This is a genomic window from Amycolatopsis stemonae, assembly GCF_054781455.1.
Genome location: NZ_BAAGUJ010000001.1, coordinates 684,613 through 699,465 on the forward strand (window position 1 = coordinate 684,613; position 14,853 = coordinate 699,465).

15 protein-coding genes are annotated in these 14,853 nt (G+C 69.4%); 12 read left to right on the forward strand and 3 right to left on the reverse strand.

Annotated features, from left to right (window positions below):
* Positions 1–40 precede the first annotated feature (40 nt).
* On the forward strand, positions 41–361 hold the full coding sequence (locus ACYVLJ_RS03405) for a hypothetical protein (protein ID WP_257920800.1): 321 nt from the start codon (positions 41–43) through the stop codon (positions 359–361).
* 76 nt (positions 362–437) lie between these two features.
* Here ACYVLJ_RS03405 and ACYVLJ_RS03410 read toward each other — a convergent pair whose 3' ends face one another.
* Positions 438–1,607, reverse strand: a complete 1,170-nt coding sequence (locus ACYVLJ_RS03410; RefSeq protein ID WP_451968731.1) for an acyl-CoA dehydrogenase family protein — start codon at positions 1,605–1,607, stop codon at positions 438–440.
* 129 nt (positions 1,608–1,736) lie between these two features.
* Here ACYVLJ_RS03410 and ACYVLJ_RS03415 point away from each other — a divergent pair, with 129 nt between their 5' ends.
* Positions 1,737–2,423, forward strand: coding sequence for a 4'-phosphopantetheinyl transferase family protein (locus ACYVLJ_RS03415; RefSeq protein ID WP_460437713.1), 687 nt, complete (start codon positions 1,737–1,739; stop codon positions 2,421–2,423).
* On the opposite strand, the gene ACYVLJ_RS03420 is transcribed toward ACYVLJ_RS03415, so the two are convergent.
* Together ACYVLJ_RS03420 and mihF are read right to left on the reverse strand one after the other, a co-directional pair.
* Positions 2,420–3,574, reverse strand: a complete 1,155-nt coding sequence (locus tag ACYVLJ_RS03420) for an isochorismate synthase (RefSeq protein ID WP_460437714.1) — start codon at positions 3,572–3,574, stop codon at positions 2,420–2,422. The two genes, ACYVLJ_RS03415 and ACYVLJ_RS03420, sit on opposite strands and share 4 nt — an antisense overlap.
* A gap of 82 nt (positions 3,575–3,656) precedes the next feature.
* The gene (gene mihF / locus ACYVLJ_RS03425; protein ID WP_051767699.1) at positions 3,657–3,968 is read right to left on the reverse strand and encodes an integration host factor, actinobacterial type; all 312 of its coding nucleotides are present in this window, start codon (positions 3,966–3,968) and stop codon (positions 3,657–3,659) included.
* 445 nt (positions 3,969–4,413) lie between these two features.
* Here mihF and ACYVLJ_RS03430 point away from each other — a divergent pair, with 445 nt between their 5' ends.
* The 10 genes from ACYVLJ_RS03430 to ACYVLJ_RS03475 all read left to right on the forward strand — a co-directional run bounded on the left by ACYVLJ_RS03430 (position 4,414) and on the right by ACYVLJ_RS03475 (position 14,848).
* Positions 4,414–6,042, forward strand: a complete 1,629-nt coding sequence (locus tag ACYVLJ_RS03430; protein ID WP_451968734.1) for a long-chain fatty acid--CoA ligase — start codon at positions 4,414–4,416, stop codon at positions 6,040–6,042.
* A 100-nt stretch (positions 6,043–6,142) separates the two neighbouring features.
* Positions 6,143–7,432: an ABC transporter substrate-binding protein gene (locus ACYVLJ_RS03435; RefSeq protein ID WP_460437715.1), complete on the forward strand. Its 1,290-nt coding sequence runs from the start codon at positions 6,143–6,145 to the stop codon at positions 7,430–7,432.
* Entirely contained in the window at positions 7,429–8,325 is an 897-nt protein-coding gene (locus tag ACYVLJ_RS03440) for a carbohydrate ABC transporter permease (protein WP_460437716.1), read from the forward strand. The genes ACYVLJ_RS03435 and ACYVLJ_RS03440 overlap by 4 nt, the downstream gene beginning before the upstream one ends.
* Positions 8,322–9,140 carry a carbohydrate ABC transporter permease gene (locus ACYVLJ_RS03445; protein ID WP_460437717.1) on the forward strand — a complete coding sequence of 273 codons (819 nt, stop codon included), beginning with the start codon at positions 8,322–8,324 and terminating at the stop codon, positions 9,138–9,140. The genes ACYVLJ_RS03440 and ACYVLJ_RS03445 overlap by 4 nt, the downstream gene beginning before the upstream one ends.
* Positions 9,141–9,192: 52 nt before the next feature.
* Positions 9,193–9,633, forward strand: a complete 441-nt coding sequence (locus ACYVLJ_RS03450; protein WP_460437718.1) for a DUF4190 domain-containing protein — start codon at positions 9,193–9,195, stop codon at positions 9,631–9,633.
* Between the two features lie 157 nt (positions 9,634–9,790).
* Positions 9,791–11,512 carry a TIGR03767 family metallophosphoesterase gene (locus tag ACYVLJ_RS03455; protein WP_460437719.1) on the forward strand — a complete coding sequence of 574 codons (1,722 nt, stop codon included), beginning with the start codon at positions 9,791–9,793 and terminating at the stop codon, positions 11,510–11,512.
* Positions 11,513–11,568: 56 nt separating this feature from the next.
* Positions 11,569–11,970, forward strand: coding sequence for a PaaI family thioesterase (locus tag ACYVLJ_RS03460; protein WP_451968741.1), 402 nt, complete (start codon positions 11,569–11,571; stop codon positions 11,968–11,970).
* A gap of 71 nt (positions 11,971–12,041) precedes the next feature.
* A complete protein-coding gene (locus ACYVLJ_RS03465) occupies positions 12,042–13,304 on the forward strand; it encodes a peptidase C39 family protein (RefSeq protein WP_451968743.1) in 1,263 nt (420 codons plus the stop codon).
* A gap of 82 nt (positions 13,305–13,386) precedes the next feature.
* Positions 13,387–13,635 carry a hypothetical protein gene (locus ACYVLJ_RS03470; protein WP_460437720.1) on the forward strand — a complete coding sequence of 83 codons (249 nt, stop codon included), beginning with the start codon at positions 13,387–13,389 and terminating at the stop codon, positions 13,633–13,635.
* A 115-nt stretch (positions 13,636–13,750) separates the two neighbouring features.
* Positions 13,751–14,848: an S-(hydroxymethyl)mycothiol dehydrogenase gene (locus tag ACYVLJ_RS03475; protein WP_460437721.1), complete on the forward strand. Its 1,098-nt coding sequence runs from the start codon at positions 13,751–13,753 to the stop codon at positions 14,846–14,848.
* Positions 14,849–14,853: the final 5 nt, after the last annotated feature.

Here is a 14,853-nt window from a genome sequence, read left to right on the forward strand (position 1 = left end):
ACGCCTTGCCCAGACGGCGTGCGTGGGGGACGCTCGAAGGGTGACTGAGGAAACGATCCAACTGGAACTGGACGACTCGGGTCTCGCGCCGGGCCTCCCGGCGCCGGCACACCCCCGCGATCAGGTGCAGGACGTCCCCTATCGCCCCGTCGAGTTCCGTGATGACGATCTCCCCACCGCCCTGGAGCGGTGCTCCGCGTGGCTACGGCAGGCGCAGGAATGGCTGGGCGAGCCGCTCGACGTCCTGGCCATCCACCTCGACTACGACGACCGCAAGGGTTCGCCGTACTACGACGTGAAGCTCCTGTGCAACGAAGAGGACCTCGCCGGCGTCCCGATCGCCATTCGCAACAAGCAGTAAGCAGTAAGCAGTACGCAGCCGAACAGCCGTCAAGGCCGCCGGAAAGGCGGCCTTGACGGCTTCACGCTTTTCGGGGTCAGCCCAGCACCCCGCCGACCTTCACGTGCCCCTTGAGCAGGTTGCGCGCGATGGTGCGGCGCTGGATCTCGTCGGTGCCCTCGTAGATGCGCAGCAGCCGCAGCTCGCGGTACCACCGCTCGACCGGCAGCTCCCGCGTGTAGCCCATGCCGCCGTGGATCTGCAGGACGCGGTCGACGATTTCGTTGGCCTTCTGGCCGCCGTACAGCTTCGCCATCGACTGCGCGTGCCGCGAGTCCAGGCCCTGGTCGACCTGCCAGGCGGCGTTGAGCACCAGCCACCGCAGCGCCTCGAGCTCGACGCCGGAGTCGGCGATCATCCACTGGATGGCCTGGCGTTCGGCGATCTTCTGCCCGAACGTCTCGCGTGTGTTGGCGTGCTCGATGGCCATCGAGATCAGCCGCTCGCACGAGCCGATCGCGCGGGCCGGCAGCAGGTAGCGACCCTGGCCGATCCACTGCATGGCGAGCTCGAACCCGCGGCCTTCTTCGCCGAGGATCTGCGTCTCCGGGACGCGGACGTCCTGGAAGATCAGCGACGCCGGGCCCCACTCGCCCATGGTGTCGATGTACTCGGACTTCCAGCCGGCTTCGCGGTCGACGAGGAAGCAGGTGACGCCGCCGTTCGCGCCCTTCTCCGGGTCGGTGATCGCGAAGACCATCGTGAAGTCGGCTTCGTTGCCGCCGGTGATGAAGGTCTTCTCGCCGTTGATGATCCAGTCGGTGCCGTCCTTGCGGGCGGTGGTCCGGATGGCCTTGGCGTCCGACCCGGCGCCCGGCTCGGTGATCGCGAAGCACGACTTGCGCTCGCCCGAAATGGTCGGCAGCAGGTAGGTCTGCTTCTGCTCTTCGTTGGCGTGGAACAGGATGTTGTCCGCCGAGCCGCCGAACCGGAACGGCACGAAGGTGCGGCCGAGCTCGGCTTCGAGCAGCGCGGCCATCACGGCGGACAGGCCCATGCCGCCGTACTCCTCCGGCGTGAGGACGCCCCAGAAGCCCGACTCCTTGGCCTTGAGCTGGAGGTCCTTGAGCTCCTCGCCGGTCAGGCCGGGCTGGTGCGCGCGCTCGCGCCGGAGGACTTCCTGCTCGAGCGGGATCAGCTCCCGCTGGACGAACGTGCGGACCCAGTCGCGCACTTCACGTTCTTCGGTGCTGAGAGAGAAATCCATCCGAGCTGCTCCTCCGACACTGGCTAAGCGCTTGCTTAGCTCCAGGGTACCTCTTATGAGCCGGATTACCCCAGACCTGTCCCCGGATTCGTGACAACGGCCCGCGCCGCCGGAAGGATCGGGGGCGTGATGGAGATCGTGGTCCGCTGGTCGTCGCCGCTGCCCGCCGAAGAGCGCTTCCTGCGCCTGCTGGACGACGTCGAGCAGGGGCGGTTCGAGGCGTACCGGCAGGACGCGGACAAGCGGCGCTTCCTCACCGGCCGCGTGCTGGCGAAGACGGTCGCGGCGGAGCGCCTCGGCCTGGCCGTGGAGTCGGTGAAGTTCGACGCGACCTGCGAAGACTGCGGAAAACCGCACGGCAGGCCCCGGGTCCCGGGCGCGGACCTGACGCTGTCGATCTCCCACTCGGGCGAGCTGATCGGGGTGGCGGCGACCCCGTCGGTCCCGGTGGGCTTGGACGTCGAAACGGCGGGCCGCCGCGCGGACGACGGACTCATCGAGTACGCGCTGAGCCCCGCCGAGGCCGCGCACCTGACCGGGTTGAGCGCGGAAGAGAAGGCGGCGGCGTTCTTCGTCTACTGGACGCGCAAGGAAGCCGTGATGAAGGCCACGGGCCGCGGGCTGCGCATCCCGTTGAAGAGCATCACGTTCTCCCGCTTCGACGAACCGCCCCGGCTGCTCGCGTCGGACGACGCGGCCCTGGACCCGGCGAAGACCCGCTTGGCCGACCTGAAGGCGGCCGACGGCTACCGCGCGGCGATCGCCGTGCTGACCACCGAGGAGCTGTCGGTGACCGAGGAGCTCTGGACCCCCTAGACCGGCAGGTCCTCCAGGCCCATCGCCGCCAGCAGCGTCCGGAACTTCGCCGTCGTCTCGTCCAGCTCCGCCTGGGGGTCCGAAGCCGGGACGATCCCACCGCCCGCGTACAGCCGCATCGAGGTCGATGCGATCTCCGCGCAGCGGATCGCCACCGCCCACTCGCCGTCGCCCGCGGCGTCCACCCAGCCGACCGCGCCCGCGTAGTAGTCGCGGTCGAACGGCTCCAGCTCCTGGACCAGCTCGCGCGCGCCGTCGGTCGGGGTGCCGCAGATCGCCGGGGTCGGGTGCAGGGCCGCCGCGAGGTCCAGGGCCGTGATGTCCGGGTCGGCCAGCTCGCCGGTGATCGGGGTGCGCAGGTGCCAGATCGCCGGCGTCGTGACCAGCTCCGGCTCGGCCGGGACGGCCAGGGTCCGGCAGAACGGCCGCAGCGCCTCGACCAGGTAGTCGATCACCACCGCGTGCTCGACCTGGTCCTTGCGGGACGCCCGCAGTGCCTCGCCGTTGGCGCGGTCGGCCACCGGGTCGGCCGAGCGCGGCATCGAGCCCGCGTGCGGGGACGAGAACACCGTGCGGCCCGTGCGGCGCAGCAGCAGCTCGGGCGTGGCGCCGACCAGCGACCGCCCGCCGGGCAGCTCGGCCGCGTACGTGAAGTGCCGGGGGTTGCCGACCGCCAGGTTGCGCACGACGCGCTCGGCGGACACCGGCGCGTCGAACTCGAGGTCCAGGGCGCGGGCGAGGACGGCTTTGCGCAGGTCCCGCGCGCCCAGGGCGTCGACAGCCGCCGAGACGGCCGCCATGTGCTGCGCCGGCGACGGCACCGCGTGCACCCGCACGGGCGCCGGCAGGACCTCGCGCGGCAGCGAAGGCGCGCCCTCGGCGCGGTGGACGGTCCGGGGCACGACCAGGTGGCCCGGCACCTTCGTGTCGGGCCCGGTGTCGAACGGGAGGACGCCGACGGCCAGCGGAGCACCCGTCTCGGCCAGGACGCCGGGGATCGCCGAGGCGAGCCGCCGCGGGTCCGTCTCGGTGACGGTCCGGAGGGTGCCCTGCGCGACGAGCGCGCGCGAGGCCGTCGTGAACAGGAAGTCGCCACGCTGGTAGCGGGCGGCGAGGTCGAGTGCCGGGGTCGCCGGGTCAGGTGAACTCACCTCACCAGCGTCCCAGGCTTCGGGAGATCCGCGAGGGAAGTGTCGCGAGCGACACTCCCCTCGCGGGAGCTCCTGGTGACGGCTACTTGAGCGCGTCGATGAGCGCCTCGCGCTGGCGCTCGCCCAGGCCGGCGGCCCGCCGGTCCGGGTCGATGCCGGCCTGCTCGAGCAGGGCGGCGACCTTCACCGCGCCGAGGCCGGGGACGGCCTTCAGCAGCTGGGTGACCTTCGTCTTCCCGATCGTCTTGTTCTCCTTGGCCTGCTTGAGCACCTTTTCGATGCTCTCCTTGCCGGACTTGATCGACGCGAGCAGCTCCGAACGCGCCTTGCGAGCCTCGGCGGCCTTGGCCAGGGCCTCGGCGCGCTGCTCCGGAGTCAACGTAGGCAGAGCCAACGTAGTAGTCCTTTCCTCTCAGGTCTCCGCTTTCGCGGCCGACGACTTTTGTGAGTGCTTGCTGCTGCAAGCGCTGCTCAGCCGTCTCTTACCACGGCCCCAGTAAACGCCACCGGCTTCACGGCCGTGCAACCGACACGCACTTATTACCCCCGGAGGTGATACCGGGCAACCCGCTCCGGCCTGCGGAAACGCTCCCAAGAAGCGTCCAGAGTGGCCCGGCTCACCCGGAAGTGAAGCCTCCACTACCCGCTGTTCGAGCGCGTATTTCCTTGTCCATAAGGAAAAGCGTAAGAATTGATGATCATGATCATCGACCGGTCGTCGCCCGATCGCGCGACGACCGTGACCGAACGGAGCCGTTGTTGACCATGCCCGCTTCACCCGATCCGCACTAGAGTCGGCCCAACCCCAGTTCACCGGCGAACAACCCCCGGGAGCGACCATGTTGAGCACCATGCAGGACGGCCAGCTGTCGCTGGCGAACCTGCTCCGCCACGGCACGTCGGTGCACTCGGCGAGCGAAGTCATCACCTGGACCGGTTCAGAAGCCCGTCGCGAGACCTACGGCGACCTCGGCCGCAACGCCGCCCGCCTCGCGAACGCGCTCCGGAGCCTCGGCGTGACCGGCGACCAGCGCGTCGGCACGTTCATGTGGAACAACGCCGAGCACCTGGCCGCCTACCTGGCCGTCCCGGCGATGGGCGCCGTGCTGCACACCCTGAACATCCGGCTGTTCCCCGAGCAGCTGGTCTTCGTCGCCAACCACGCCGAGGACCAGGTCGTCATCGTCGACGGCACGCTCGTCCCGCTCCTGGCGAAGCAGCTGCCGGAGTTCAAGACGGTCCGGCACGTCATCGTGGCCAACGGCGACGCCGCGTCGCTCGAGGCCCCGGCCGGCGTCGAGGTGCACTCCTACAGCGAGCTGCTGGCCGCCCAGCCGGACACCTTCGACTGGCCCGTCGTCGACGAGCGCTCGGCCGCTGCGATGTGTTACACCTCGGGCACGACGGGTGACCCCAAGGGGGTCGCCTACTCGCACCGCTCGATCTGGCTGCACTCGATGCAGGTCTGCATGAGCGACAGCATGAACCTCGCGCAGAGCGACAAGGCGCTGGCCATCGTGCCGCAGTTCCACGCGATGGCGTGGGGCCTGCCGTACGCGGCGCTGATGGTCGGCGCGTCACTGCTGATGCCGGACCGGTTCCTCCAGCCGGCGCCGATCGCGGCGATGCTGGCCGCCGAGAAGCCGACCTTCGCCGGCGCGGTCCCGACCGTCTGGCAGGGCCTGCTCGCCCACCTCGACGCCCACCCGCAGGACATCTCGCACCTGCGCGAGGTCGTCGTCGGCGGGTCGGCGGTGCCGCCGTCGCTGATGCACGCCTTCCAGGAGAAGCACAAGGTCTCGATCCTGCACGCCTGGGGCATGACGGAGACGTCACCGCTGGGCAGCGTTGCCCGCCCGCCCGCCGGTGCGACCGGCGACGAGGCCTGGCGCTACCGCTACACGCAAGGCCGCTTCCCGGCGGCGGTCACCGCGCGGCTGATCGACGACGACGGCGCCGTGCTGCCCTGGGACAACGAGGCCGTCGGCGAGCTCGAGGTCCAGGGCCCGTGGATCGCCGGCTCCTACTACGGCGGCGACCAGGTCGACCCGGAGAAGTTCCACGACGGCTGGCTGCGCACCGGCGACGTCGGCAAGATCAGCGCCGACGGCTACCTGACGCTGACCGACCGCGCCAAGGACGTCATCAAGTCCGGCGGCGAGTGGATCTCCTCGGTCGACCTGGAGAACCAGGTCATGGGCCACCCGGCCGTCGCCGAGGCCGCGGTCGTCGGCATCCCCGACGAGAAGTGGGACGAGCGGCCGCTGGTCGCCGTCGTGCTCAAGGAGGGCAAGACCGCCACGCCCGAGGAGCTGCGGGAGTACCTCAGCGACAAGGTCGCGAAGTGGCAGCTGCCGGAGAACTGGACGTTCGTGGACGAAGTGCCCAAGACGAGCGTCGGCAAGTTCGACAAGAAGCGCATCCGCGCGTCCTACTCCGAGGGAAAGCTCGACATCGCACAGCTCTAACGGGTAAATCTCCGGCGAGTCTTCATGCCTCTGAAGGCCGCCATGAGGGAGTCTGACGCCTTCATGGTGGCCTTCGGAGCACGTCGGAGGGGTTCTGGGGATGCAGCGGAACAGGCGGAGTTTTCTCGCGCTCGCGGGGATGGGCGCGCTGGCGACGGCTTGCGGGTCGAACACCGGACGGCAGGGCACGCCGCCGCCGTCGACGGCCTACAGCGCGGGGCCGCCGCCGTCGGACGCGCCGAAGGTCACGCTCCAGCAGTGGTACCACGCGTACGGCGAAGACGGCGTCCAGGAAGCGGTCAAGCGCTACGCCGCGAGCTACCCCGGCGCGACGGTCAACGTGCAGTGGAACCCGGGTGACTACGATTCGAAGATCGTCACCGCGCTGCAGAACAGCAAGGTGCCGGACGTCTTCGAGGCGCAGGTCAAGATCGACTGGGTGCGGCAGAACCAGGTCGTCTCGCTCGACGACGTCATCGCGCCGGTCAAGGGCGACTTCAGCCCGGCCGTGCTCGCCGCGCAGACCGTCGAGGGCAAGGTCTACGGGATCCCGCAGGCCACCGACACGCAGGTGCTCTTCTACCGCAAGAGCCTGCTGCAGGCCGCGGGCGTGCAGCCGCCGCAGACGGTCGACGAGCTGATCGACGCGGCCGCGAAGCTCACGAAGGACGGCGTCAAGGGCTTCTTCGCGGGCAACGACGGCGGTGTCGGCGTGCTCACCGGGCCGCTGCTGTGGTCGGCCGGCCTCGACTACCTCAAGAACGGCAACCGCGAAGTCGGCTTCGACGACCCGCGCGCGGCGACCGCGCTCGGCAAGCTCCACACGCTGAACTCCAACGGCTCACTGCTGCTCGGCGCGCCGGCGGACTGGTCGGACCCGGGCGCGTTCGTCGACGGCCTCGCCGCGATGCAGTGGACCGGGCTGTGGAACATGCCGAAGATCCGCGACGCGTTCGACGACGACTTCGGCGTACTGCCGTTCCCGAAGCTGGACGGCAGCGGCGCGCCGTCGGTGCCGGTCGGCGCGTACGGCGCGATGGTGAACGCCAAGAGCCTGCACGTCGCCGAGGCCAAGGCGTTCGTGAAGTGGCTGTGGATCGACAAGACCGACGACCAGCTGGAGTTCGCCACCAAGTTCGGCTTCCACGTCCCGGCGCGCCAGAGCCTGGTCGCCCAAGCGAGCAGCCTCGCGTCGGGCCCGGCCGCCGACGCCGCCCGGTTCGTCAAGGAGAACGGCCACCTGGTCGGCGGTCCGGTGTGGACACAGCAGGCGAACACGGCGTTGTCCGACGCGGTCGCGAAGATCGCCAAAGAGGGCGCCGACCCGGTCGCGCAGACGAAGACCGCGGTCGAGGTGGCCCAGTCCGAACTGAAGCGCCTGTTCGGATGAGGCGGCGCGATGCGCGCGCGTTCTGGTTGTTCGTCGGGCCGTTCCTGATCGGGCTCGCGCTCTTCGCGTACCTGCCGATCGGCTGGAGCGCGTACCTGTCCTTCTTCGACGCGCGCAACACGGTGACCCCGACGGACTTCGTCGGGCTGGACAACTACGGGCACATGCTCACCGACGAGCCGTTCCTGTCGAGCCTGGGGACGTTCAGCGTGTTCGCGGTGTTCATCGTGCCGCTGACGTTCGTGCTGTCGCTGGCCCTCGCGCTGGGCGTCAACCAGCTCCGGTTCGCGCGGGCGTTCTTCCGGTCGGTGTTCTTCCTGCCGTTCGCGTGCTCGTACGTCGTCGCGTCGCTGATCTGGAAGACGTCGCTGTTCTCGGGTGTCCGCTATGGACTCGCGAACACCGTCCTCGGGCTGTTCGGCGCGGACCCGGTGGCCTGGACCGGGACGGTGGACCCGCCGCTGTACTGGATCGTGCTGGTGACGGCTCGGTTGTGGCTGCAGCTCGGGTTCTACATGATCCTGTTCATCGCGGCCCTGCAACGGATCCCGCGGCACCTCTACGAAGCGGCGTGGCTCGACGGCGCGAAACCGGGCTGGCAGGTCTTCCGCAACGTGACGCTGCCGCAGCTGCGCGCGACGGCCGTGGCGGTGCTGCTGCTCAACCTGATCAACGCGTACCAGGCGTTCGACGAGTTCTACAACATCATGGGCGACTCCCGGGGTTATCCCCCGTTCGCCCGGCCGCCCTTGGTGTACCTGTACTACACGTCGCTCGGCTCGGGCGGCCAGGACCTCGGCCGCGGCAGCGCGGGCGCGGTGATCCTGGCGCTCATCATCGCCTTGGTGACGCTGCTGCAGGGCCGCGTGCTGCGCTTCGGACGTGCGTCGTGAGGGCGTTCTTCCGCTGGACGGCGCTGGTCGTCGCGGCGGTGGTGTTCCTGCTGCCGTTCTACCTGCTGGTGCGCAACGGGCTGGCGTCGCGCGCCGAGATCACCGCTCCACAGTGGACGTTCTTTCCATCCACAGTGCACTGGGAGAACTTCGGCAAGCTGTTCTCGCTTTCGGACGTCCCGTTCGCGCGGAGCCTGCTGAATTCGTTGATCGTGGCGGTTTTGCAGACCTTCGGACTGCTGGTGATCTGTTCGCTGGCGGGGTACGGGCTGGCGCGCATCCCGTACCGGCATTCCCGGGGCGTGTTCTACGCCGTGCTGGCGACCTTGATGATTCCGACGTCGGTGACTTTCGTGCCGAGCTTCGTGGTGGTTTCGTCGCTGGGCTGGCTTTCGGACTTCCGCGGGCTGGTGGTTCCCGGGCTGTTCAGCGCGTTCAGCGTTTTCCTGTTCCGGCAGTACTTCCTCGACTTCCCGCGTGAGCTGGAGGAGGCCGGGCGCGTCGACGGCCTGACGCGCTGGGGTGTGTTCTGGCGCATCGTGGTCCCGAATTCGAAGGGTTTCTTCGCGGCCATCGCGGTCATCACGGTGATCGGCAGCTGGAACGCGTTCCTCTGGCCGCTGATCATCGCCCAGTCCCCCGATTCGTGGACGGTTCAGGTGGCTTTGTCGGGATTGCTGACGGCGCAGAACCCGCAGCTGAACCTGCTGTTCCTGGCCGCGGCGGTGTCGATTCTGCCGATCGTGGTGCTGTTCGCCGTTTTGCAGCGCTATCTGGTCCGGGGCGTGACGGAGTCCGGTTTGGGCGGCTCGTAACACGCGGGCGGACGGGGCCGACTTCGGTAGGTCCCGAACGAAGAGGTGCGACATGACCATTCCCGACCCGTACGCGCAGGAACCGCCGGCGCAGCTGCCGGTCCCGATCGAACCGGCGTGGCGGCCGCAGTACCCGGTGTCCGGGCCGGTGCCCGCGCAGCAGTACCCGGTGTCCGCGCCGGTGCCCGTCCAGCAGCCGTACCCCGGGCCCTACAACGCGATGCCGTACCCGATGCTGCGCACCAGCGGGCTCTGCGTCGCGGGCATGGTGATCGGCATCCTGGCGCTGATCGGGTTCTGGATCCCGTTCGGCGACGTGTTCATGGGCGCGCTCGCGATCGCGTTGTCGTGGGCCGGCATGGTGCAGAGCGCGAAGCCGGGCTACACCGGCCGCGGCATGGGCATCGCCGGCCTGATCTGCGGCATCCTCGCGATCATCCCGGCGATCATCGTGGTCGTGCTGTTCCTGTCCTTCGGCGTCGCGCTGATCTGAGCGCCCGGATTCACCACGACGTTCGGCGGTACTCCCCTCGCCGCGTCGTGTGACAGGGTGGACTGAATTGTCACGATGAATGTTTTTCATGTTCACCGTGCGTCCACTCCTGTCCGGCACGGTGCTGGGCAACCGAGATGACTGGGGAGCGAACACCATGGCCGAACTCACCCGGCGCACCTTCGCCACCGCGGGCGCCGCCGGTGTCGGACTCCTGCTGTGCACGCCCACCGCGAACGCCCTCGACCGCGCCCTGCGGCTCACGACCGCGCGCTCGGTCACCACCGCCGGCACCACCCTCGAGCAGGTGGCCACCGGCGGCGGCACCGCCACCTACAGCCGGCTGAGCGCGGGTCCGGGCTGGCCGCTGGTCGTCCGCGGCGACCTCGCCACCCCGCAGAACGGCCGCGACGACCGGCGCCGCGCGCTCAGCGCGTTCGTGCAGTTCACCGATCTGCACATCACGGACACCGAGAGCCCCGCGCGCTTCGAGTACCTGCACCCCTTCATCGGCTCCGCGCACCGGCCGCAGGAGGTGCTCGGCACCGTCGCCACCAGCGCGCTCGTCGAGCGCGTCAACAGCGTGCGGCAGGGCCCGTTCACCGGACGGCCGTTCGACCTGATGGTCACCACCGGCGACAACACCGACAACCACGAACTGATCGAGCTCGACTGGTTCCTCAAGGTCCTCAACGGCGGCAGCGTCACGCCGAACTCCGGCGACCCGAACGCCTACGAAGGCGTGCAGAACTCGGGCAACCACGAGTTCTGGAACCCGGGCAGGCCGGGCACCGACGACTACTCCGCCAAGGGCTTCCCCCAGATCCCCGGCCTGCTCGAAGCGGGCATCAAGACGTTCACCGCGCCCGGCCTCGACGTCCCGTGGTTCTGCACGTTCGGCAACCACGACGACAGCATCGTCGGCTCGTTGCCGGCGCAGATCCCCGGCATCGACGCCTGGTACACCGGCAAGTACAAGGTGATCGGCAAGGACGAGACCTCCGCCAAGAAGCTCGCCGACGCGATCAAGAGCGGCTCCAGCGTCCCGGTCGGCGAACTGTTCGGCGGCAGCGGCACGATCCGCGAGGTGACGCCGGACGCGCGGCGCCGCCCGTTCACCACCGGCGAGTTCGTCCGCGCCCACCTCGACGCGGCCAACACCGGCCCCGGCCCGGCCGGGCACGGCTTCACCAGCGCCAACGCCGACGGCAAGAACGTCTACTACACGTTCCGGATCGCCCCGGGCGTCACCGGGATCAGCCTCGACACGACGACCGACGCCGGGTTCGCCGACGGCTCGATCGGCCTCGCGCAGTACAACTGGGTCGAGGCGACGCTGAAGCGCAACAGCTCGAAGTACTACGACTTCTTCGGCCGCAAGGTCACCCAGACCGTCACCGACGAGCTGTTCCTGCTGTTCAGCCACCACACCAGCGGCACGATGGGCAACGTGCTGCCGGACTCGCGGCACCTGCTCGACCCGCGCCTGGACGGCAACGCGTTCGTCGCGCTGCTCAAGCGGTTCCCCAACGTGCTGGCCTGGGTCAACGGCCACACGCACCTCAACAAGATCACCCCGCACGCCGGGAACACCCCGCAGCAGGGCTTCTGGGAGATCAACACCGCATCGCACATCGACTTCCCGCAGCACGCCCGGATCGTCGAGGTCGCCGACAACGCCGACGGCACGTTGTCGCTGTTCACGACCTTGATCGAGGCGGAAGCGCCGTACGCCGTGGACTACGGCGCCCGGACCCCGCAAGCGCTTGCGTCGCTCTACCGCGAGCTGTCCTACAACGACATCCACACCAACCTCGGCCGCGTCGGGGACGCCGTGGACCACAACACCGAGTTGCTGCTCGTCAACCCGCTGAGCTGAGCGCGTTACCCGCGGGGTAATCGCCCTCGGGCGCGGCCGTGCGGCACAGTGACCGCATGACCGATCCCGAGGGCACGCAGCTCTTCCACCGCACCATGCCGTTCTCCGAACGCCTCGGCGTCGAGGTTCTGGAGCACGCGCCCGCGCTCGTCCGCAGCCGGCTGAAGTGGGACGAGAGCCTCTGCACGCTCGGCGGCGCGCTGCACGGCGGCGCGCTCATGGCGCTGGCCGACTCGACCGGCGCCGTCTGCGCGTTCCTCAACCTGCCCGAGGGCGCGCAGGGCACCACGACCGTCGAGTCGAAGACGAACTTCCTGCGTGCCGTGCGTTCGGGCTACGCCGTTGCGTCGTCCAGACCACTGCACGCCGGGCGCAAGTTCGTCGTGGTGGAGACGGAGATCCACGACGACGGCGGCAAGTTGGTCGCGAAAGTGACACAGACGCAGGCCGTGCTCTAGACAGCTGTTTACATACCCGGCCGGACCGGCGAAAATCCCTGCCTACTGGGTGGGTCTATCAGGGAGCCGGGATGCGGGCACGCAAGTTGTTCACCTTATTGTCAGTCGTCGTGTTGACTGCTGTAACCGCGCAAGTCGCCGAGGCCGCGCCCGCCCGGCCCGGCGACGACGAAGCGATCGACTACCACGAGTGGAACGGCGGCCGCTTCCACGAAGGCCACTTCGCCGGGCTGGACCTGACGCGCGACGGCCTGCGCATCACGCACCCGGCGGGCACGGTGGAGCACACCGAGCCGGAGCTGGGCACGACGAGAACGTACGAGTACGGCCAGTGGACCTCGCCGGAGTACCGCGAGGGCTTCGGCGCGACGCAGCTGGTCGCGTCCTGGAACGCGAAGACGCCGGAGAAGACCTGGCTGCAGGTCGAAGCGCAGGGCCGGACGTCGGCGGGCGTCGAAACGGCGTGGTACGTCATGGGCCGCTGGGCGAGCGGCGACGGCGACATCCTCCGCACGAGCGTCGACGGGCAGGACGACGCGAACGCCGCGGTGGACGTCGACACGCTGGTCATGAAGACCGGGGTGACGCTCGAGTCGTACCACCTGCGGATCAGCCTCTACCGCGAGAAGGGCTCGCACGCGACGCCGTCGGTGACGTCACTGGGCGCGATGACGTCGGCGGTGCCGGACCGCTTCGACGTCCAGACGACGAAGCCGGGCCGCGCGACCGGGATCGAGCTGAAGGTGCCGGCGTACGCGCAGAACCTCCACAAGGGACAGTTCCCCCAGTACGGCGGGGGCGGCGAGGCATGGTGCAGCCCGACGTCGACCGAGATGGTGGCGGAGTACTGGGGCAAGAAGCCGTCGGCGGCGGAGATGTCGTGGATCCCGGCGGACTACGTCGACCCGTCGGTGGCGTTCGCGGCGCGCTACACCTACGACCACGCCTACGACGGCACGGGCAACTGGCCGTTCAACACGGCGTACGCGGCGTCGCGCGGGCTGCGCGGGCACATCACGCGGCTGCACTCGCTGAACGAGCTGGAGAACTACATCGCCCGCGGCATCCCGGTGATCACGTCGCAGTCGTTCCTGGCCTCGGAGCTCGACGGCGCCGGCTACGGCACGTCCGGGCACATCATGGTGGTGGTCGGCTTCACGAAGGACGGCGACGTGATCGCGAACGACCCGGCGTCCAGCAGCAACGACCGGGTGCGCAACGTGTACAAGCGCGACCAGTTCGAGAAGATCTGGCAGCGGACGAAGCGTTACCGCGCGGACGGCACGGTGGCGAGCGGCCCCGGCGGCGTCGCGTACATCATCACCCCGGCCTGAGTGTCTTGCCGTCCGCTCCCGGATCGTGCGAGCCGGGAGCGGGCGGGAAGGTCCCGGAGGCCCGTGCCAGACTGCCGTCACCATGCGCCCCCTGCTGTTCCTCGACATCGACGGCCCCCTGATCCCGTTCGGCCGCGGTTCCGGCGAGTACGCGCAGTTCACGGACGCCGACCTGGGCAATCCCCTGCTGTCCCGGGTCGACCCGGGCTTCGGCCCGTGGCCGCACTGGAAGACCCGGCCGATCGTCGAGCACGCGGCGGGCCGCCCGTTCGCCTGCGTCGACGACGAAACCACCGACGCCGACCGGAACTGGGTCGCCGAAGTTGCGTAACACGCAACTCGTTGCGCATGAGTCACCGACTCTCACTCATGCGGATGTCGCCATCCCACCGTGATCCGTGGCAAGCTGCGGGCGAACCTGCAGTGCAGCCGGAAGGTGGATTCGCATGCCGTACGAGGTCCAGGGGGTCGTTTCGCGGGCGAAGGGTGAGCCGGTCTCGCTGGAGACCGTGGTCGTCCCGGATCCCGGGCCGGGCGAGGCCGTCGTGAACGTGCAGGCCTGCGGGGTCTGCCACACCGATCTGCACTACCGCGAGGGCGGGATCAACGACGACTTCCCGTTCCTGCTCGGCCACGAGGCCGCCGGCGTCGTCGAGGCGGTCGGCGACGGCGTCACCGATCTCGAGCCCGGCGACTACGTCATCCTCAACTGGCGCGCCGTCTGCGGCACCTGCCGGGCCTGCAAGCGCGGCAAGCCCTGGTACTGCTTCTCCACCTTCAACGCCGCCCAGCCGATGACCCTCACCGACGGCACCAAGCTGTCGCCCGCCCTGGGCATCGGCGCGTTCCTCGAGAAGACGCTCGTCCACAGCGGACAGTGCACGAAGGTGAACCGCGAGGCCGAACCCGCGGTCGCGGGGCTGCTCGGCTGCGGGGTGATGGCCGGACTCGGCGCGGCGATCAACACCGGGGCCGTCACGCGCGGCGACTCGGTCGCGGTCATCGGCTGCGGCGGGGTCGGCGACGCCGCCATCGCGGGCGCGAAGCTGGCCGGCGCCACCACGATCATCGCGATCGACACGGACGACCGGAAGCTCGAGTGGGCGAAGGACTTCGGCGCCACGTACACGGTGAACAGCAGGAACCTGTCCGAGGAGCAGGTCGTCGAGGCCATGCAGGACGCCACGCACTCCTTCGGCCCGGACGTCGTGGTCGACGCCGTCGGCCGCCCGGAGACCTGGCGGCAGGCCTTCTACGGCCGCGACCTGGCCGGCACGGTCGTCCTCGTCGGCGTCCCGACGCCGGACATGCGGCTGAACGACCTTCCCCTGATCGACTTCTTCTCGCGCGGCGGTTCGCTCAAGTCGTCCTGGTACGGCGACTGCCTGCCGAGCCGGGACTTCCCGATGCTCGTCGACCTCTACCTGCAGGGCCGGCTGCCGCTCGACAAGTTCGTCACCGAGCGCATCGGTGTCGACGGCGTGGAGCAGGCCTTCGAGCGCATGCACCGCGGTGACGTCCTCCGCAGCGTGGTGACGTTCTGAACCTC